This window comes from Gaetbulibacter sp. S0825 (assembly GCF_011777505.1).
Taxonomy (GTDB): Bacteria; Bacteroidota; Bacteroidia; order Flavobacteriales; family Flavobacteriaceae; genus Pontimicrobium.
The window spans coordinates 153,193-175,178 of record NZ_JAATJT010000001.1 but is presented as its reverse complement, the minus strand read 5'-3'; the positions used below and the strand labels follow the sequence as shown (position 1 = coordinate 175,178).

Below are 21,986 nucleotides of genomic sequence, written 5' to 3'. Positions count from 1 at the left end.
TTAATGTTGACTTTGGTATTGTTTACTGAGTTTAATGAAGTCGGTTTCAGTTTTATTTTCAAAAGGAAACATATAAAAACTATAACTGTGTTTTTTATTTCCTTTGAATTGATATTTTTCTTGAGGTTTAGACCACCAACTATCATCACCAGCAAGACCTCGTTGTCCTAAATCGATGTTGAGTTGCACTAAATCTTTTTCTTTGATGTCGATGGTATGTTTACTTTTATTAGAATTTTCATAATCCAACCCAGAAGTGGTATCAAAATCTTTATTTTCCATGTGTAATGCACTAAAACTCACATAATTTTCGGAACCTGATACGAAAAGTAACCCCTTGTTTTGTTGATTTGCAAGTGCTAACCAACGTGTGTCAGTTTTGTAACCATTGTCTTGTGGACGAATATATGGCACGTATTGTTCGCTTACTTTTGATGCATATAAATCGACAAAGGCCGAAGCTTTTCTGTCTTGATAATTTTCATGAGGACCACGACCAAAGTAACTTAAATTGTCATAGTCTTTTGACAGTTGTAAACGCATGCCAATCCTTGGGATATCACCTTCATAATTAGTTTCATTCAATGTATTTTCAATACGAATAATGCCATTTCCGTATATAGTGTAATTAGAAACAAAGGTCGTTTCAACGCCTGGCAAACTATAATTTACTGTCATTGAAATTGCACCACTTTCTAGTGTTTTATAATCAACATCAGAAACTTTTAGTTCTAAAGAAGCACGTTTCCACTCAATGTTTCTATTTTGCATTTTGTTGCCAAAATCGTTATCAGTTACGGCACGCCAAAAGTTAGGTTTTGGCCCTTTTTCGTCTTTTAATAATTCAGTCCCGTTAATGTTGTAAGAAGTGATTCGACCTTCGTTTTTGTTAAATACTATATTTAGGATGCTATTTGAGAAGATAATCTTACCTCGATTTTCAGCAATATTTACATTAGAACTTTCTCTAACTTCAGTTTTTACTTCTTTGAATTTATTTGTTAACTGAATTTGTTCTCTAGCCACCTCAAAGCCTTTTGGCAATATTCCCCAATCTTCTTTTGTGGTTGCTGCGAAGTGAACAAAATATTCAGTATTGTGTTGAAATGCAATATCTTTTAAGGGAATACGAATCAATTTCCCCGTATGTGTTTCAACTGAAATGTCATCAATATTGATGGTCTTTAGCACTTTTCCATCAGCCTTTATGTCCACTTTAAAATCAAATTGATTAAGGTTGGTAAAGTCGTATAAATTTTCAACGAGTACTCTTAATTCATCATGGCGATTAATGCCTTTATCTTTAAAATTGATAAATTCATGAGCCTTTTTAACTTCATACAAAGCTGGCTGAGGTGTTCTGTCGGGAAACACAATGCCATTATTTAAAAACGTGTTATCACTTGGCATGTTTTCGCCAAAATCGCCGCCATAAGCATAATAGCGTTCGCCCTTTTCGTTGGTTTTCCAGATGGATTGGTCAACCCAATCCCAAATAAATCCGCCTTGTAGATTGTCGTATAACTCAATAATGTCCCAATAATCTTTAAAATTACCTGTGCTGTTTCCCATAGCATGAGCGTACTCACTCGGAATATATGGTCTGTCGGTTTTGGATTTTCCTACTTCTTCAAAGCGTGCAGGACTTGGATATTGAGGCACAATAATATCTGTATTAGAATCCATATCGTACAAACTACCATCGTAATCTTTATATGGACGTTCGTATTGCACAGGACGCTTTGTGTTGTCGGTTGCTTTTATAGCATCATAACCTTTAAAGAAATTAACACCATTTCCTGCTTCATTTCCCATGGACCAAATAATCACAGAAGGATGATTTTTATCGCGCTCTACCATTCTCAACATTCTATCTACATGAGCATTTTCCCAAGATGGAAATTTTGCCAAGGAATACTTACCATAGTACATGCCATGAGATTCAATATTAGCTTCATCGATGACGTAGATTCCATATTTATCGCATAATTCATAGAAGCGTCTGCCTCTTGGATAATGTGCTAATCGAACTGCATTGATGTTATTTTCTTTCCAAAGTTGAATGTCTTTTTTTATGAGCTCCTCAGACATGACGTGACCAGTTTCTGGGTCAACTTCATGTGCATTGACGCCTTTTAATGTAATGCGTTGTCCATTAATCAAAAGCAAACCATTTTTGATTTCAATAGAACGAAACCCAATTTCTCTATGTGTGACTTCTGTGGTTTTCCCTTTAGAATCTTTAGTTTCAATAATGAGCGTATATAAATTGGGATGTTCAGCGCTCCACTGTTTAACATCAGGAATTATTGTCCTAAAACTAGTAGCATCTTTTTGAGAGGAAGGGATTTCAATTTTTTTATTTCCTGAAGAGATCATTTTGTCACCATCTAATAACTCATAGCAGACTTCAATGTTTTTGTTCTTCCTAGTATGATTTTTTAAGTTAATATCTAATTGAAAGACACCGTTTTCATACCCTTTATCAAGTGTTGAAGTCACCTCAAAATCTTGAATTCGAAGCTTTGGTTGCGCATAAATAAATACGTCACGCTCAATACCACTGATGCGCCAAAAATCTTGACATTCTAAATATGAGCCATCTGTCCAACGAAAAATTTGAATGGCAATGGTGTTCTTTCCTGTTTTTGCAGCTTTAGTAATATTAAATTCTGAAGGTAATTTGCTGCCTTGAGAGTAGCCAATGTATTTACCATTCAGCCATACAAAACCACCAGCTTTCATGGCTCCAACGTGTAGGAAAATTTCTTTCTCATTCCAAGTTTTTTCAATAGTGAAATCACGACGATAAGTACCAACAGGATTATAATTATCTGGGACATCACCTGGGTTTTTTGGATAGATTCTGTCAACCAATTCCATGTCGTCAGCAACCATGGCTTTGTAATCGGTAAACTCGTATTGATGATTAACGTAAATAGGCACACCAAAACCTTCAACTTCCCAATTGGAAGGCACTTTAATGTCATCCCAATTAGATGTATCAAAGTTTGAATTCATGAATTGTGTTGGTCTGTCTTTAGGATTTTTCACCCAATTAAATTTCCAAGTGCCATTTAATGATTTATGAAATTGAGAATTATTTTTTAAGGCATTTTTTTTTGAAGCGAAAGACGTAAAGGATGCATGCGCAGGTTCTTTATTTTCAGAAATGACTTGTTCGTTTTCTATGTAGTGTTTGTAGTCTTTTATTGGGTCTTTTTCTTGACTGTAAACTGACAGGTAAAAAAGTAAAAGCGTAAAAATTGTAAATCTTTTAATCATTTGTTTCGTTCATTAATAACATGATGACGTGAGCTGCGCTCCAACTAAAATTTTGTGCATGGAGTCCTTCTCCTGTAAGTGGATGGTAATTTTCTCTAATGGATTTTCCTTTACCTAATAGGCCTTCAGCACCTTCTAGAATTTGAATTGTGGCTTTATCTGCTTCCTTATTAAAACCATAATTCCGTAATCCTTTCACTCCAAAATAAGCTTGGTCTAACCAATTTGGCCCTCTCCAATACCCTTTTAAAGGGTCAAATTTTTCATGGTCAGCACTCATGGTTTGAAATGGTACTTTGGTATAGAATTTATCAGGATTCATCATTTTATTTTTTACTGCTGCTGCTTGTTCTTGGGTTGCAGCATTTGCCCAAAGGGCTGTCCAACCTTCGCTGCCTTCTCCTTTTATAAATTGAGTGCCTTCTAAATTGGTGTCATAAAACCAGCCATCATTTTCATCATAAAATTGTGTTTGAATTTTGACTTTTAGACTTTCTGCTTCGCTTTTATACTGTGAAGCATCGTTTAAATTTAAGGCTTCTGACAGCTGTGACAAAAATAATTTCTCAGCATAGAGGTAAGCATTCAAATCGACACTTTCTTGGTCTAATGAATAAGCACCTTCTTCATTTTTTAGAATTTTAGAATCATCAAATCTGATGGCATTGTCCATACCACTTTCCCATTTGGCAGCTATCAAAGTTCCGTCTGTTGAGCCATATTCACACAATCCATCTTGGTCGTGGTCGCGTTTGTTATACCACCAATAATGGTATTTTTTAAGTTTAGGATACATGTATTTTACAAACTCTAAATCCTTGTCTTTTTCATAAATTTTAGCAACTGCCCAAGCTGATAAAGGCGGTTTTGTATCGCGATAATTATGTGCTTCAATAGTTGTGTCACGATATACACAATCTGCTACAAAACCATCGTCGTTTTGAAATTTGAGCATAAGTTTTACTTGTTCTTTGGCTAAACGTAGATCGTAATAGGATAAGCCAACTGCATGTTTCCATGAATCCCAAGACCAAAATCCATTAAACCATTTGTAATGATAGCTAGGGAATAAGCCTTCATGCTCAATTTCGCCAGCAGGAACACGCCAATTATTCTGTAGTGTTAATTGTGCTTTAGCCAACACTTCAGCATATTTAGTATCTAGAAATTGTGACTTTCTGTTATCAATTAATGATTTAAGTTGATTGTTTTTTTCTTGTTTTCTGGCTTTGAGTACAGAATCGAAATCAACACGTTCAATGAGCGCTTTTTCTTTTTCCCAGTAGTATTCTGGGAAGATGAAGGTTTGGGAGATAATTATTTCTTTGGATTCATTTGGTTCAAGAAAAGAGCTTTCTAATTGAATACCATAAAATCTATTTTCATCTAGAATATCAATTCTTTCAATTTTGTTTAATGTATCTATGTAACCTACTGCTTCAGAATTCTTAGAAGTTAATTTAATTTTATTGTTTTCATTTGATAGCTCAATTCCTATATTAGAAATACCTCCTTGAATATTTGCTCGAACTAAAATTGTGTCATCTGAAATGTTTGTAATAATTACTTTTTGTAAGGCAGTATGTCCTGATAAGAAAACTAATGATTGTTCTAATTTTAGTTTTTCGTTTTGAAATTTTCTGTGTAAATGACTTGAAGAACTTGATTGTTCAACTAAGTCTTCTTTTAAACTCAATAAATTGTCATTGTGATGTCCTGTCGTAAGTAAAATGCCTGATAATATTCCGCTACTCCAATTGCCATTATCTTGTGTCATTAAAAAAGGTCCTGAAAAACCAATTAAACTTCTATTGGTTTTAGGCAAACTATAAGCAAACCAAGCACCTTGATCAGAAAACATTAATCCAGATTTATCCACGGAATCTTTTGGTGTGATTCGGTAATCTAGGATGTTTTCACTGAACTTTAGATAATCAATTTCCGCTATAGTTTTTGGTTCTGGTTTGCAACCAAAAGCAGAATATATTAACAATAGTACTATTACTTTTTTCATCTTAAAATAAATCCATTTTTCATAGGGTCATTAGGATCAATCACAAAAGTTTGCATTCCTATAATATGTGCCGTTCCTTCAACTTGAGGAATCACAGCTTTAAATGATCCATAATTTTCTTCAGATATTACTGAGCCCTTAAAAACCGACCCTGTAATACTTTCAATAGTCATCGTTTCTCCAAAATCAATTTCATTACGTAATTTATGAACTGCCAATCGTCCAGATACACCTGAACCTGTTGGGCAGCGATCTACTTCACCTTCGGCAAAAATGCAAATATTCTTACTATCTGCTCCAGAAGGTTGTTTGTTGTTGTCAATAAATATGGTTCCGTAAAGGAAACTTAAATCATCTTCAAAAGGATGAAGAATTTCTTTATCAGCATTCATTACGGCCTGCTTGATTTTCATTCCTTGATTGATGAGTTCTCTATACGAATTGGCACTTAAATCAAAATTGAAGTTGTTTTTAGCCATGTCAACATAAGCATAAAATGCGCCTCCATAAGCCAAATCGTATTTAATAGTTCCTAAACCTTCAATCTCAACCGTTCTATCCAAGCCAACAACGAAACTAGGCACACAATGAAAACGTACTCCTTTAATTTTCTCGTCTTTAACATTTGCAAAAGATGTAATTCTACCACAAGGAGCATCAATTTTTATAATATTGTCACCTTCTTTCACATCAATCCATTTCATTTCAACAGCTAAGGTAGAAATAGCAATAATGGCATGACCACACATAGTTGAGTAACCTTCATTATGTAAAAATAAGATTCCGAAATCACCTTCACTATCATTTGGAGGCAATAAAATGCAGCCATACATATCAGCATGACCACGTGGCTCAAACATTAATGTTGTTCGAAGATGGTCAAAATTTTCTTTGCAGTATTTTCGGTATTCTAGAACGGAATTACCTTTTAATTCAGGGAAACCATTGACGATTACTCGAAGAGGTTCTCCACCAGTGTGCATATCAATGGTTTTTATTTGTAACCATTCATATGGAGGGTTGAAATTTGTATTACTTAATATGTTTTGATAGGTTTTACTCATTAATAAACTTTGTGTAATAATATTTTGCTGCAACTAAATCTTCAAGGGCATGACCAACAGATTTGAAGACTGTAATTTCAGAGTTGTTTGTTCTTCCTGATTTTGTATTTGAGCAAAGTTGAAATAAATCGGCTTTTATGTCTTCTTTTTTAAGTATACCATTCTTAATAGGAATCACAATATCGCCACTTTCTTTAAGTCCTCCTTGAAAGGTGTCAACATAAACAGAAGATTTTTTAATCGCGTCATCATCTGCTTCTCGCATATCTTTTTTATAAGCACCTACGAGGTCAACATGTTGTCCTTCTTTTAAGTTTCTTCCTAGGACTAAAGGTGTTCTTGATAAGGTTGCACAAGAAATTATATCGACTTCAGAAATTTTTTCTTCTACGGTTTCTATAGCTTTAACTATATAGTTTTCATTTGAAAGTTTTTTACAAATTTCATTGGCTTTTTCATGGTTTCTTCCCCAAAGATAAACCGTTTCTATTGGCCTAACTGAGGCATGGGCTTTAATGAGGTTGATTGATAATGCTCCAGTTCCAATCATTAAAAGCGTCTTGGAATTTTCTCTTGATAAAAATTTCGACGCCAAAGCTGAAGCTGCTGCTGTACGTTTTGCAGTTAAGTTCTTAGCTTCCAAAAGTGCTTTTATAGTGCCCTTTTTGGCATCTAAATAAATATAGGCCCCTTGAATGGAGGGCAAATTGAACTGTCCATTTTCTGGAGACACTGTGACTACTTTTACTCCAGCTTCTTTACTCGGATTCCAAGCAGGCATTAATAATAATGTAGAATCTGCATTTACTTCTGGGTTTGGAAAGTCATGATGGTGTCGCATTGGAACAATTATATCATTATTCGAAAACCCATGTTTTAAAGCTGAAATTAATTCAGTAAAACTTGTGTTTTCTTCAATAAAATTAGTGTCAATTTGAACAATATTATCCATGATGTTAAAAATAAGAATTCTTAATACCTGATAAAATATTTATCCATTTTTAAATAAGATAAAACCAATCTTTGATAATTTTATATCAATTGAGGGATAATTGTTTTGATTATCTTCAATAATAATTGCTTACAACCGTTATTTATGAAGTATCCAATCGCTTCTTTAATCATATTTTGGGGTGTCTAATCGAGCAGTACCTTATCCGTCTAGCACTTAGGAGTATATTGATAAAAGAGATAGAAATATTTGTTTTTAGGTTATGATGAGAATCATCTAAATATCAAACCATGAGTATGGATGTTATCATTTGCTACAACAGAAAAATTAATTTAGCCTTAACTAAAAAAATAGTAAAGAATTTATAAAAACTTAGTTTGCTTTTTGTAAAAAGCTTCCTGTTGTTTTTTCATAAGTTCTCTCGCAATTTTCTTTTTATAAGCATAGAGTTCTTCTTCTTCACTTATATCTCCATAAACACGGTCATTTATGATATTGTCAGTATCTAAAATTGCTTTTCGTTGATGTGTTTGCTGTTCTGCCCAAGTTTTAAGTTTTGATTCGTCTTCTAAAAACTTGATATCATATTCCCCTTTAGGAGATAATAGTTTTGCGAAAATTGGTGACGTTTCAATCGCTAGGAATAGTAAGAATATAAAGAATGAAGGCAACCAAGGTAATTCGCCTAAGGCATTTACACGAGCCATTAAACCATCAAAATTATCAATAATAGGTTGCGATGTTGTTACAGCAGATTCATAATCGGCATTTAATTGAGCTATTTGTGCTTCAGCTGCTACAATTTTTGCGTTATTAGTTTCTTTTAGTTCTTGTAAGGCTGCTAATTCGGCATCGTGCTTTTCTCTTTTTTCTTTATAGACAGGTCCTTTTCCAAGTAGTAAAGTGCCTTCGCGACCTTCGGCCTCGGCAATGTAAGTGTTGTAGTAATCGTTAACTTCAGTTTCTTTGGCATCTATTTGAGCTTGAAGTGTATTGATATCATTGGTTAACGACTCAACAGTTGGTGTGTATTGTTGCGCAATCTGTTCTTTGTTTGCTAGAGTGAACTCATTTTTTTGCTCCAATAACACTTGATTGATTTCTTTTTCAAATATTTTTAATTCTAAAGGTTTTGAAATCACCACAGCAATAATTACTGCTAAAATAATTCTTGGTGATGCTTGTATGAGTTCATCAATAATATTGCCTGTTTTTTTGATGGTAGATACAATGTATCTGTCTAGATTAAAAATGAGTAATCCCCAAACAAGACCAAAACCAACAGCTGCAAACATATTATCGAATACTGTATAAAGCGCATAACTAGCTGCTATAAACGCCATTAGTGCAGTAAAAAATACCGTTGCGCCAATGCCTGCGTATTTATTTTGTTCGCCTTTGGAGCAGTCTTTTAAAATATCGATGTCGGAGCCTGAGCAGATGATGAAAAATTGCTGTAACATAATGTAGTGGTTTTGATTGATTGTCTATTAGAACGCAATTATTGGTAAAATGTTACAAAAAAGCCTCGAAAATCGAGGCTTTTAAAAAATATCTAGTTTTTTTCTTTTATTTCAACTACCATTGGTTTGGTAGAGAGATGAACTTTTGGTCTGTTAGAATCTCGGCTAATTGTTCGAACATTCATCTTCTTATTCTGCTTTAATTTTTTAATAGCCTCATCGGATGAAATTTCTTTTCCTTCAAAATAGAAAACTGCATCTTTTTTAGCCATTTCAATAACATGGTCTAATGGAGACTTTGGAGGAGGCGGTGGTGGCAAGTCTCTCTTTAGCCTTTCAATTTTTGCTAGTTTTCTTTTTTCTTCAGCTAATACTTTACGCTCTTCAACATGCTTTAGTTTTTCTTTCTTTAGCTTTTCAGTTTCAGCTTTACGTTCTTCAACATATTTTAGTTTTTCTTTCTTTAGCTTTTCAGTTTCAGCTTTACGTTCTTCAACATATTTTAGTTTTTCTTTTACTAATTGTGCTTTACGCTCTTCGCTAATGGCTTGTCTCTCTACAACGCGTTGCAATTTCTGTTGTTCTAATTTTTCTTTTCGCTCTTCCATTTCAGCAACTCTAGCAAGCTTAACTTCTTGCAATGCTTTTCTTTCAGCAGCATATTGTTCTTTTACTTTAATGAGTTGGGTTCTTTCAGTATTTTTTGCCTCTCTTACTTTAGCCATGTTTTGCCTAGATTCAGCAACAGCTAACTCATACTTTTTAATGTTTTCCTCGTATTTTTTCTTTTGTTCGGGCGTTGCATTGTCAGGAATTGGCGGAGGAGGTGGAGGCGGAAGCATGCTTTTTACTTTTGCAGCCTTTTCTTTATACATTTTAATTGCCTTCTCATACTTTTTTCGTTGTTCAGGAGAGGCATTGGCTGGGATTGGAGGTGGAGGTGGAGGCATTGCTGCTTCTACTTCAATAACTCTAGGCGTATTTGGTGCAGGAGGAGGTGGAGGTGGAATATTTGGGAATGGTTCTGCATCCTTTTTTTGTTCATCGCTCATAATACTGTAAATGTATTTTAAACGCTCCAAGTCACTTTTTTTAACATGCAGCTCATCTTTAGACATGTTGTTATACTTTTTTGCCAGCTTATTATACTCTTTTATTTGGGCTTTTGTTGCTTTCTTTTGTTCAGATTTATTAAAGATAGCATTTGATTGTACTTGGGTAACAGTATTTGTAATCGCAAAAGGTTTATTTCCTTTTTCTCGAACTATTTCTTGGTTGTAAGTAACAATGCGATGAAAGCCATAATCAATTACAGAATTATAAATAAACCATACTTCTTCATCTAAAACAGTTTTCCCATTATTTACATGAACATTTATGATTCGATTACGTATTTCAGGAGTTATATCTTGATGCAATTGGTTGATAACTGATGCAAATGTTTTTTTAGTAGCTTTAAGACCATCTATTTTATAAGTACCGTTGTCGAATACTTCAATATCAATGCTCCTTGCTGTAAGATTTGTGCCTGAGATTTCTTCAGAAGTTTTTTCAATAACTTTTGTATCGCTAAAGCTATACAACATAATTGCTAAAAGGGGTAGTAATACTAGACTTCGAAGCCAGATGCCTCGCTTTGTGGTTTGAGTTTTCATAACTGTAAATCGTTTTTTAATTAATGAATAATTGATGGCATTAGTCAGTTGTGGTTGTGCAGCATTTGATGAGAATGCCAAAATAATTTTTTGATAGGTGTTGGTGTTAATCCCTTTACGTAAAACGCCTTGGTCTGCTAAAAACTCATGGTTTAATTTAATGGCGTGCTTTATTATGTAGATTAGTGGATTAAACCAAAACAGCACTTGTATAGCCTCAATAAAGACAATATCTATACTGTGTTTTTGTGTTGCATGTGTTTGTTCGTGCCAAAATACTTCTTCAGGTATTTCGTTGGCTTCAAATTTAGATTTATTAAAAAAGATATAATTGAAAAAGGTGTGAGGTACTATTAAATCTTTTAATAATACGTGTGTGAATTCGTAATAGCGTTGCTTTGGGTTATGTTTTATTTTATGGTTTAATCGATAAAGGTTTCTAATAAATTTAAAACCAAAGATTAATACACCAATTAGGTATATAGACCAAATAATATAAGGAACATAATTAGTGATTGCTTCAATTTCTATAGAGTTATTCGCAATAAACATATCTTGTGAAACCTCGTTAAAAGTTTGAGGTGAATACTCAACATATTGAGTGAACGTCACTAAAGGAATGCCTATTGATAAGATTAGAGTAGCCAAAAGAAAAAATCGCTTAAACGCATGCATGTTTTCTTTTTCTAACACCAATTTGTAAAAGGCTAAAAAGATTAAAAGGCATCCCGAAAATTTTAAAAGATATAGTGCCATAATTACTTCTTTTTAATTTCGTTATCAATAATTTCTTTTAGGCTTTCAAGCTCATCTTTGCTTAAGTCCGTTTCTTGAGTAAAGAACGATGCAAATTGTGTTGCACTATCATTAAAAAAGTTTTTAATAAGTCCGTTTACGTGCTTAGAGAAGTAGTCTTTCTTTTTTACAAGCGGATAATATTCTCTTGATTTTCCGTAGAGGTTGTAGGCTACAAATCCTTTGCCAGTCATGCGTTTTAATAAGGTTGCAATGGTGGTTGTTGCTGGTTTAGGTTCGTTGTAAGCATCAAGAAGGTCTTTCATGAATGCTTTTTCGAGCTTCCATAAATGTTGCATTAATTGTTCTTCGGTTTTGGATAATTGCATTGCTCTACAAAATTAGAATTAACTCTACAAATGTAGAATAAAAAATATAAAAACCAAATTATTGATTCAGATTATTAAAAATTTAACACAAAACTTCTCAGAACAAATACAATTGCTTTGTAACAAATGTTACTCTTAATTATATAGATATACATTAAATTTGTAAAGCATTTAAAACAAAAATGATTAAGGTTTACTTAGTTTTAATTGTTGATTTTAATGTTTGATTTTATAGATAATAAAAAGGCTCGTTTAAAACTAAACGAGCCTTTTTTTATAAATCATGTATATTTGGTATAGTTATTATTAAAAAAGCCCAAAAATGAACAAACTTACTTCTTTATTGATACTAACCTTTTTTGTGTCGTGTACCTTATCGGCTCAAACCGTATCAGATTTAATGAATTTTGTAAGTCAAGATACTTTAACAAAGGTGATTCGTGAATTTTCAGGTGAGGATCCAACGGTTGTTAATGGAAGTACGGTTACTATTTTAAATAGAGAAAGTGCTAATAACGACGTTGCAGCTGATTATTTAAAGGAACGATTGTCAATGTTCAATAATTTAACCATTAACGACCAAGCCTACACAGTAACTTATGGCTCAACAACCTATAATGGCAGAAATATTATAGCCACTCAATTAGGAAAAACTAATCCAAATGATATTTACATTATTTGTGCACATTACGATAGTGTGGATGATTTTAGTGTTGATGATAATGCAAGCGGAACTGCAGCTGTGTTAGAAATAGCAAGAGTTTTATCAACCCAATGTTTTGATAATACCATTATTTATGCACTTTGGGATGAGGAAGAAGACGGTCTGGTCGGATCACGCTATTATGCTAATGCTGCAGGAGTAAACGGCGATAATATTTTAGGTGTTTTAAATCTTGATATGATGGCGTATGATGGCGATGGCGATAACGATTTTGATATAGATGTTAGGAACATTGCTGGATCATTAACATTAAAAGATGATATGCTTACTGCCTTAACTAGTTCAGGTCTCAATTTAAATGCCAATGTTGTTAATCCAGGGTCAGGTGCGTCTGATCATTTTTGGTTTTGGAGTAATGGTTTTCCAGCAATTTTTGTTGGAGAATCATGGTTTAATAATGATGAAACACCAAATTACCATACAGCTAATGATAGATTTGCTGATTTAGATATGGACTATTTTACAGATTTAACAAAGTTGTCGCTGTATTATATGGCAACAAAAGGGAGTTTACAAGCTGTAGATAATACAGTTACAACAACGGTATCGAATATTACTGCAAATCAATCTGGAGCAACGTATCAATGGCTGGATTGTGATAATAATATGGTTATTATTCCTTCTGAAACAGGACAGACGTTTACGCCATCATCTAATGGAAATTATGCAGTTGAAATAACTTTAGGATCTTGTATAGAGATTAGTAATTGCGTAAACTATAATACACTTGAACTTGATGGGTTTACTAAAAAAACAGTAGAAGTATTCCCTAATCCAGTAACGTCTATTTTAAATATTCGTATTCCTGAAACTATTAGCAAAGCAGCTTTATCTATTGTATCAATAGAAGGAAAAGAGGTACTAAAAAAGACTATTGATAAGCAACATTATGAGGTTGATTTTTCGCAATTAGCAAATGGAATCTATTTTGTAAATATTGAAAATGTAGGAAGAACTTTGTTTTATAAGGTTGTGAAAGAATAAGCTATTTTTTAAGCATCCTTCTTTTAGACAATATACTTTCAACAATTACAGTTATCATAATTAAACTTCCACCAATAATAGTGTTTAGTTTTGGAATTTCTCCTAGAAAGAAGTACGCAATTATAATCCCATAAATCGGCAAAAAACTACTAATAATACTTGCCGAACTTGCTGAAAAATATTTTAAACTGTGCACAAAGAGCGAGTGTCCAATTGCTGTAGTAAGTAAAGCTAATAAAATTACATAAGGATACTGTGTTTCTATTCCGCTAGTATCCATTAAGAACATAAATGGTACTAAAACGATAGTTAACACAATCAACTGATAAATCATTAACGTTGTACCATGATAGTTTTTTGCATGCTTCTTTAAAATCAAAATCCTTAAAGCATAACAGATTGCTGAGAGTATTCCTAATAACAGACCTTTAACTTGCGAGTTTTCAAGATTCAACTCAGGTGATAAAATGTAAATGCCTACTAAAATGAGTAAGCCCAAAAACACATGACTTATTTCCAGTTTTACTTTCGTGAAGAAAGGTTCCAACAACGCAGTAATTACAGGAAAGGTATATAACGACAACATTCCTATTGCTACATTAGATAGTTTCAACGAATAGAAATATGTAATCCAATGAGCGCCTAGGAATAAAGCACTAATAATTATTGTTGGTAAATCCTTTTTAGATTTTGGGGCTAAACGAATTCTAACAATTTTAGAAAAAATAAACAAAAACACCAAAGCCAATGCACAACGCCACCATACAATAACTGGCGTTGGCATGGCAATAAATTTACCTAAAGCACCTGAGGTGCTAATAAATAATGTGGCTAAACTTAGTTCTAATAGTCGAACTAAATGGTCATTCTTCATTCATGCTTTATTAAGCAGTGATTTGATTAAAAATTATCTAATGAAAACTCTTTAGGAGGTTCCATATTCAATAAATGTTTTACCCAATAATCCCAACGTCTTCTAGTCATATAATCGGTCATATTTCCATAACCATGCCTTTGGTTTGGAAATAAGATAAAATCGAAATCTTTATTGGCTTTAATCAATGCTTCAACAACCAACATCGTGTTTGATGGAGGTACATTATTATCCATTGAGCCATGAGTGATAAGAAGTTTTCCCTTTAAGTTTTCAGCTATCAACTGGTTAGCTTGATTGTCGTAATTAGTAGTGCCACTTTCTTTGTCGGTTACTAAAAGTCCTTGCCACTTTTCTCCCCAATCTGCTTCGTAATTTCTATTGTCATGGTTTCCAGCACCAGACACTGCTACTTTATAAAAATCAGGATAAGCAAACAATGCTCTTGTTGATGCAAAACCACCACCAGAATGCCCCCAAATACCAACTCGGTCAAGATCCATTCCCTTGTATTGTTTTGCTAATTGCTCAATAGTTGCAATATTGTCAGGAATACCATTGTCTCCCATATTTCCATAATAAAAATCATGGAAAGATTTTGAGCGCCCTGGAGTTCCCATAGCATTTACAGCTACCACTACAAAACCTAATTCGGCAACAGCTTGATAATCTCTACTTACTGCGCTAAAGCCAAAGCCTCTTACACTGCCAGATTGTGGTCCAGGATAGATATAATTTAAAACAGGATACGAACCAGTTTCAGAGTAATGACTTGGCAAATACATAATACCATATAAATCGGTTTTATTATCTCTAGCTTTTACATTAAACTCTATTGGTTGTTGCCAGTTGTTGGCTTTTAACCTGGTAATGTCTGCAGTTTCTAAGTCAGCAATCTTTTCCCCATTTCTATTTCTTAATACAGCTACAGGAGGGTTTTCAACTGTTGAATAGATATCAACAAAATAATTGTAATTAGGTGAGAAGTTAATACTATGCGTTCCAGCATCAGGAGTTAAATTAATGAGATTGTTTCCATCAAAATCAACTTTATATAAATATCTATGATAAGGATTGCCTTCTTCTTTTCCACCAGCAGTAAAAAATAATTCTCTAGTATCTTCATCAATATGTAATAATTGCTGAACAGCCCATTCACCCTTGGTTATTTGTTGTTTTAAATCTCCAGTTGTTAAATCGTATAGGTATAAATGCCCCCAATTATCTCTTTCAGAAAACCAAATCACTTCATTGCTTTTTTCTAATAAATGCCAGTTTCTCATTCTTACACCAGATTCAAAATACGTTTCAGTTTCTTCTTTTAGAACTGAGCGAACGTCACCTGAATTGGAATTAGCAATTCTTAGGTGTGCAATTTTATGGTCTCTTGAAGATGATACAAAAGACAATTGAGACCCATCTTCACTCCATTCTACATCCAAAAACTCACCACCTCTACCAGCAATATGGTCTGTGGTTGTTGAGCGTTGAAAATCTGATTCCATTTTTAATTGCGTCATTCTTGGTGTGCCATCCAAATGAATAATAACACGCTCAATTTTAAATACTTTTAAATCTCCAGGTAAAGGATGTTTCCAAGCTTCCAATCTAGGATGACCAACATTGGTTGAGGTTAAATACATTTCACCAACACCTCGTGCATCTTGCCTAAAAGTGGCAATTTTATCAGAATTAGGTGACCATTTCAAAACCGCATTATCCCCTTTAGTCCATCCTGCATTATTAATAGCATAACTGTAATCTTCAATTCCATCAAAAGTTAATTGGGTTTTTTTATTGGTATTGATATCTCTAACCCAAAGGTTGAAATTATCAATATAGGCTGCTAGTTTACCGTTAGGAGACAGATGCTCATTTCTGCTAACTTCCGGAGAATTATCTTCAAAATCGGTTATAGAATTATCGGAAGCATTATACGAATAGTTGTTGCCGCCATAAGAGAAAGTCACATTATTAGAGTTTTTAGAATAATTGACATTTCTTAAGGATAAATCTTTTGCATCAATTGTTTTATCTAATTTTGAAGATAAGCTAGATGCCAATTTTGCGATATCAAAAGCCGTTGTTTTTTCTTTCGAAACTGGATTTACAAGAATGTATTCATTGCCATTTTCTGTTTGCTTTGAATATAAAAAAGAGCCATCGTCTAGCCATTTTTGACTTGTTATTTGATTAGAAATAAGCTTATTTAAATCACTACTCATGTGAGCAGTTGCTTTTTTATAATCAGCTTCTGTTAGCTGTTTTTTTTCTGATGTGCTCGAATTTGAGCAGCTAAAAATTATTGAAATTGTAAAAACTACTACAATTAATCGTGCAAATCTGGATTTCATGAGAATTATGTTTTAGTTGGATGTATAAATGTAAGGAATTTGGAACTATTTCATTTTCAACTCAGTAAAATATTTATAGAATAAAGGAATTGTTTCTATGCCTTTGTAATAGTTAAATAATCCAAAATGTTCATTTGGAGAGTGAATAGCATCACTGTCTAAGCCAAAGCCCATTAATATGGTTTTACTTTTTAGCTCTTTTTCAAACAAAGCAACAATTGGAATGCTTCCACCACTTCGTTGTGGAATTGGTGTTTTCCCAAAAGTGTCTTCATAGGCTTTCGAAGCTGCTTTATAACCAATACTGTCTATTGGTGTTACATAGGCTTGCCCACCATGATGAGGTGTTACTTTTACCGTAACTCCTTTTGGCGCAATGTTTTTAAAATGTGTTTTAAACAAATCAGTAATTTCTAGCCAATCTTGGTCAGGCACCAAACGCATTGAAATTTTAGCATAGGCTTTACTTGCTATCACTGTTTTTGCACCTTCACCTGTGTAACCTCCCCAAATTCCGTTTACGTCAAGTGTAGGTCTAATAGAATTACGTTCGTTTGTTGTGTAACTTTTTTCGCCATAAACAGCTTCAATATCCAATGCTTTTTTATAGTCTTCTAATGAAAATGGGGCTTTTGCCATTTCAGCTCGTTCTTCTGTGGAGAGTTCTTCAACCTTATCATAAAACCCAGGAATAGTAATATGGTTATTCTCATCATGAAGTGATGCAATCATTTTAGTGAGTACATTAATTGGGTTGGCGACAGCGCCTCCATATAATCCTGAATGTAAATCGCGATTAGGACCAGTAACTTCAACTTCAACATAACTTAAACCTCTAAGTCCAGTTGTTATTGAAGGGACATCTTTGGCAATCATTCCAGTGTCCGAAATCAATATCACATCGTTGGCTAATTTATCTTGATTGTTTTTCACAAACCCCGCTAGACTTGTACTACCAACTTCCTCTTCACCTTCAATCATGAATTTTACATTACATGGTAATTGATTTGTTGAAATTAAAAACTCTATAGCTTTAACGTGCATGTAAAACTGTCCTTTATCATCACATGATCCTCTTGCAAAAATTGCTCCTTCAGGATGTAAGTCTGTTTTTTTGATAACAGGCTCAAATGGTGGGGAATCCCAAAGATTTAAAGGATCTGGTGGTTGTACATCATAATGACCATATACTAAAACAGTGGGTAGGTTTGTATCTATAATTTTATCGGCATATATTATAGGATAACCTTCAGTTTTACAAATTTCAACATTATCACAGCCAGCTTTTTTTAGACTTTCTGAAACGAATTCTGCTGTTAGAAGAACATCTTTTTTGTATGCCGAATCTGCACTAATAGATGGAATCTTCAACAGTTCAATTATTTCATTTAAAAAGCGATCTTTATGATTATTGATGTATGGTTTTATACCTTGCATTGAGAATAAATTTTGATGAGCCTTAAAAGTACAAAAAGAGTTATTATTTTTTGTAGATAGATTTGAATATTAAAAGGAATGTTTATATTTGCAGTCCTTTTGCGGGCGTGGTGGAATTGGTAGACACGCTAGACTTAGGATCTAGTGCCGCGAGGTGTGAGAGTTCGAGTCTCTCCGCCCGCACAAAGTTAAAAAGCTTCTCATATTTTGAGAGGCTTTTTTTAATTTAATATTTCATAAATAATTTTTAGTTAAAGTTCACACAAACTATTTGCAAGTATTTGTTTAAAGTTTAACATTTATTATTGAAACAATTTTATTGTTAGATAGTCTATTATTAAACGACTAAACCAATTATTAGTAAATTTGTTTCATAATCAATTACATATCATGGATATTAATGAAAATATTGAGTCGCCTTTTGAGCTTAAAGTAAGTTTCAATAAGTTGCTTAATCATTACGAAGCTTTAGCGAATAATGAAGATGAATTCATTGCTGCAAAGGCAAAGCGTGTCTTAAGGACTGCTGAGGCATATCCAGAACTACGTGATGGTTTTAGTGATAATAATATCTTAAAAGAAAGAGAAAAAGAAATAAGTGTAATTCTTCAAGACTCATTTAGTCCAGTATTAACTAAAAATGAAATAAAGACTGCTTCCGTACCTTTTCATAATTTGATTTTCAATTCTTCCGAACGTTTTAAAAACATCATAAAAACTGCAGGTGACGATTTTGAATTAAAGATTAAAAATATGCCAGAAGACGATAAGTACATTATTGCTTGTACTATTGTTTTAGCATTTTGTTATGGATATAATATAAATTTTAAGCGCCCATTTTATTACGAAATTCCAGACGCTAATGGTATTATGAGGTATTACAAGATATTGTATAATGCAGATTTTACTGAAATAACACCAAAAAATAATACGCCTAAAATCACTCAAGAGGATTACGAGTTATTACTCGATAATTTTGAGAATATTGATTTATGGAAAGAAAAATTTCCACCAAACAGCTACACATTTAAGGGATTTGTGATTTCAAATATTTTTGATGTTACAGATGATCAATCCATCTCAAATGTAAAGTCTGCGCTTATTGGTGACGAAAAATGCAATGATGAAAATATTATTGAAGATTTTCAAGAAATTTTTAAATCTCTTTTAGGTATTAATAATATTAGGATAGGGTTTTCAATTTACAATAAAGAAGAAAGTACTTTTGAGCGTGTATATGATGTTGGAGCTAATAGCTTTCTTCTAAATAATGCCGAAAGTTTAAAATGTGAAGATTCTTTATGTAAATGGTCTTACAATAGGTTACTTAACGAAAACAAATACTTTTCTGTATCTGATGTGGATCGAATGTTCAAAATATCAAAAGGTAAAGCACCTCACATTAGAGCACTACATGAACAGGGTATTAAAAGTGCCATATTTGCTCCAATAGCAAATGATGATGGTTTAATGGGGATACTAGAAATAGCCTCTAATGAAGCACAAGTTTTAAATAGCATAAATGCAAACAAGTTGGAAGATGTAATGCCTTTTATTGTTTCGGCTGTGGAGCGTTCTAAAAATGATGAAGAGAATTTAATAGAAGCCATAATTCAAAAAGAATGTACATCAATTCACCCTAGTGTGCATTGGCGATTTGTAAAGGAAGCTAAAAATTTTATTAGAGACCAATTAAGTGATAGTGAACCAACATTTAATAAAATTGCATTTGATAACATCTATCCACTATATGGACAAATAGATATAAAAGGTTCTTCTGAAGCAAGAAATTGGGCAACCAAACAGGATTTAAAAATACAATTGAAGTCCGTTCATTCAATACTTGAAAGGGCTTATGAAATTGAAGGATTGCCAATTTACGAGCAGTATATGTATCAAGTAAAAGATTATTTGGTTGGTTTAGATAATAATTTTCAAGTTGATAGTGAGCAGCAAATATCTTCTTTTTTTAAAGGTGATATCCACGATGTTCTTCAGCATTTATACAATGCAAATACTTTAAAATCTGAAATTGATAGTTATTATAATAGCATTGATGAAAAAGTTGATGTTTTATACAAACATAGAAAAGAATATGATGATACGATTGCTCATATTAATAAAGAAATGGCCTCTCTTCTAGATAAAAAGCAAGTGGAGGCGCAGGCAATGTATCCTCATTATTTTGAGCGCTTTAAAACTGATGGTATTGAGCATAATATGTATATAGGAGAGTCCATAACTAAAGATGATAGTTTTAATCCAATTTACTTATACAATTTAAGACTTTGGCAATTACAAGTGATGTGCGAAATGGAAAATTCATATTATCAAATGAAATCTGAATTTCCCATATCATTAGATGTAGCTTCAATGATTTTGGTGTTTAATCAGCCATTATCTATTAGTTTTAGAATGGATGAAAAGCAATTTGATGTTGATGGCACATACAACGCACGTTATGAAATTGTAAAAAAACGTGTAGACAAAGCATACATAAAAGGCACAAAAAAACGTGTTACCCAGAAAGGAAAGATAAGTATTGTTTATTCTCAAAAACAAGATGAAGTAGAATATTTACGATATATCAAATTTTTACAATCTAAAAAATATTTAGATACTGATGTAGAAATAGTTGAATTACAGGATTTGCAAGCTGTAACTGGATTAAAGGCAATTAGAGTAAGTGTTTTATATCATAAAAGTGAAGATGATAAAGCGTTTTATACTTACGATGATTTAATGAAGGAAATTAAAGCCTGATTTTATTTTAAATAATTTACATTACTGGTTGAGCTTTAAAGGCGATTGCAAAGGCAAAAACACTTACAACAATTCCAACCATAAACACAGCATAGGTTAAGCGTAATATTTTATATTTTCGGTCTAAAACCTTTCCTAAAAAATAAAGATCTTTTTTCATGGATGAATACAAATAATCTCTGTCTTGCATCATTTCTCCCATTGCCCATTCAAAATCATCTAAACTCATTTTATGAAAGTTACCAAAAAACAATAGGTTTACTTTTTTGTTAGCAACATCGTCCTTTGTGAATTTACCACTTGTAACATTTGGTCTAGTGGCTAGAATGGATAATATTATAGAGATTACAGTAAAAATCACAAAAATAACTGTAGGCCAAATTAAGTAATCATTAGAAGGGTTGTCAAGTTTAGAAACCAAATTTGAAAGTACCAAAGAGACTATTATAGCATTTACAGATAGCAAAATATTGGCTTTAGTATCTGCAATATTACTTAAATGCATGTGATTTTTTAAAGTAACTCGAAACATGGTTTCAATACCACGTTCTGGCAATTCTATTTTGTTTTTTTTAAACTTTAATTCATCTTTTCTATGCTTTAATTTAGATTCTTCGTTTATTAACTTTTTTTGCATTTTTAGTAACTGCGATAAATTTTTACCCTTTCCTTTATCCCAAATTGAAGAAGCTACGTCTGAGTAAAAACGATGTTGTGTAGTTAAAAAGTTTATGCTTTCCTCTAACCATTTGGCTTCAGTTATCTTTTTGTTACATGTTAATTCCCATTCTTTTCTTAGTAATTCAGCAACTTCAAGGTAGTTTTTACTGCCAATATGAGCACAATCGGCATCACGAATAATTTTTTCAAGTTTATTTTTTGGCTCATAATCAAGATTTGTTGCTAAAATTAGATTACAAACAGCTTCAATATCATTATTTGAGCAACCTTGTTCAGTTAAAAAAGCCGTTGCAATTTTGGCACTTTCATCTTCATGATTCTCAATTTTCACCGTAAAACCTGTATCATGTAACCAAGCACTTAATATAAGGTGCGTTTTCTCTAACTCACTAATTTGAGCAAGTTCTGCAAGTTCTTTGGCTTTTTCAACAACACGTTGTGTATGTGCCAAATTATGATAGACAAACTTGTTATCCAGTTTATTGTTTAATAAGTGGACTACAAATTTTTCAGATTCATAAATAAGATTATCCATATAAAAAAGATGATTTTTAGTAAAAATACTAAACTTTATTCAACAAGAATGTTTGTCGTAAACTTTACAGTTACTTT

The 21,986-nt window shown here is 32.8% G+C and carries 13 protein-coding genes and 1 tRNA gene; 3 read left to right on the top strand and 11 right to left on the bottom strand.

Going from position 1 to position 21,986, the window contains the following annotated elements:
- The 7 genes from HB672_RS00795 to HB672_RS00765 all read right to left on the bottom strand — a co-directional run bounded on the left by HB672_RS00795 (nt 1) and on the right by HB672_RS00765 (nt 11,557).
- Nucleotides 1–3,285: a glycoside hydrolase family 2 TIM barrel-domain containing protein gene (locus tag HB672_RS00795; RefSeq protein ID WP_167606150.1), complete on the bottom strand. Its 3,285-nt coding sequence runs from the start codon at nt 3,283–3,285 to the stop codon at nt 1–3.
- Complete coding sequence (locus tag HB672_RS00790; protein ID WP_167606146.1) at nt 3,278–5,299, bottom strand: trehalase family glycosidase; 2,022 nt, start codon at nt 5,297–5,299, stop codon at nt 3,278–3,280. Before HB672_RS00790 ends, HB672_RS00795 begins: the two co-directional genes overlap by 8 nt.
- Nucleotides 5,296–6,363 carry a proline racemase family protein gene (locus HB672_RS00785; protein ID WP_167606143.1) on the bottom strand — a complete coding sequence of 356 codons (1,068 nt, stop codon included), beginning with the start codon at nt 6,361–6,363 and terminating at the stop codon, nt 5,296–5,298. Before HB672_RS00785 ends, HB672_RS00790 begins: the two co-directional genes overlap by 4 nt.
- Complete coding sequence (locus tag HB672_RS00780; protein ID WP_167606140.1) at nt 6,356–7,315, bottom strand: ornithine cyclodeaminase family protein; 960 nt, start codon at nt 7,313–7,315, stop codon at nt 6,356–6,358. Before HB672_RS00780 ends, HB672_RS00785 begins: the two co-directional genes overlap by 8 nt.
- A 362-nt stretch (nt 7,316–7,677) precedes the next feature.
- Nucleotides 7,678–8,778, bottom strand: coding sequence for a DUF4407 domain-containing protein (locus HB672_RS00775; protein WP_167606137.1), 1,101 nt, complete (start codon nt 8,776–8,778; stop codon nt 7,678–7,680).
- 92 nt (nt 8,779–8,870) lie between these two features.
- On the bottom strand, nt 8,871–11,189 hold the full coding sequence (locus HB672_RS00770; RefSeq protein ID WP_167606131.1) for a M56 family metallopeptidase: 2,319 nt from the start codon (nt 11,187–11,189) through the stop codon (nt 8,871–8,873).
- Between the two features lie 2 nt (nt 11,190–11,191).
- The gene (locus tag HB672_RS00765; protein ID WP_167606128.1) at nt 11,192–11,557 is read right to left on the bottom strand and encodes a BlaI/MecI/CopY family transcriptional regulator; all 366 of its coding nucleotides are present in this window, start codon (nt 11,555–11,557) and stop codon (nt 11,192–11,194) included.
- Between the two features lie 322 nt (nt 11,558–11,879).
- Here HB672_RS00765 and HB672_RS00760 point away from each other — a divergent pair, with 322 nt between their 5' ends.
- Nucleotides 11,880–13,265 carry a M28 family peptidase gene (locus tag HB672_RS00760; protein WP_167606124.1) on the top strand — a complete coding sequence of 462 codons (1,386 nt, stop codon included), beginning with the start codon at nt 11,880–11,882 and terminating at the stop codon, nt 13,263–13,265.
- A gap of 1 nt (nt 13,266) precedes the next feature.
- On the opposite strand, the gene HB672_RS00755 is transcribed toward HB672_RS00760, so the two are convergent.
- The 3 genes from HB672_RS00755 to HB672_RS00745 are packed head-to-tail and all read right to left on the bottom strand — an operon-like array spanning nt 13,267 to nt 17,930.
- Nucleotides 13,267–14,139: a DMT family transporter gene (locus HB672_RS00755; RefSeq protein WP_167606120.1), complete on the bottom strand. Its 873-nt coding sequence runs from the start codon at nt 14,137–14,139 to the stop codon at nt 13,267–13,269.
- 26 nt (nt 14,140–14,165) lie between these two features.
- A complete protein-coding gene (locus tag HB672_RS00750) occupies nt 14,166–16,493 on the bottom strand; it encodes a DPP IV N-terminal domain-containing protein (RefSeq protein WP_167606115.1) in 2,328 nt (775 codons plus the stop codon).
- A gap of 45 nt (nt 16,494–16,538) precedes the next feature.
- A complete protein-coding gene (locus HB672_RS00745) occupies nt 16,539–17,930 on the bottom strand; it encodes a dipeptidase (RefSeq protein ID WP_167606112.1) in 1,392 nt (463 codons plus the stop codon).
- Between the two features lie 101 nt (nt 17,931–18,031).
- Here HB672_RS00745 and HB672_RS00740 point away from each other — a divergent pair.
- Both HB672_RS00740 and HB672_RS00735 read left to right on the top strand, forming a co-directional pair.
- Nucleotides 18,032–18,113 (top strand) — tRNA-Leu (locus HB672_RS00740).
- A gap of 207 nt (nt 18,114–18,320) precedes the next feature.
- Nucleotides 18,321–20,693: a GAF domain-containing protein gene (locus HB672_RS00735; protein ID WP_167606109.1), complete on the top strand. Its 2,373-nt coding sequence runs from the start codon at nt 18,321–18,323 to the stop codon at nt 20,691–20,693.
- Nucleotides 20,694–20,709: 16 nt separating this feature from the next.
- Here the strand turns inward: HB672_RS00735 and HB672_RS00730 are convergent, their stop codons facing one another.
- On the bottom strand, nt 20,710–21,909 hold the full coding sequence (locus HB672_RS00730; protein WP_167606106.1) for a Pycsar system effector family protein: 1,200 nt from the start codon (nt 21,907–21,909) through the stop codon (nt 20,710–20,712).
- Nucleotides 21,910–21,986: the final 77 nt, after the last annotated feature.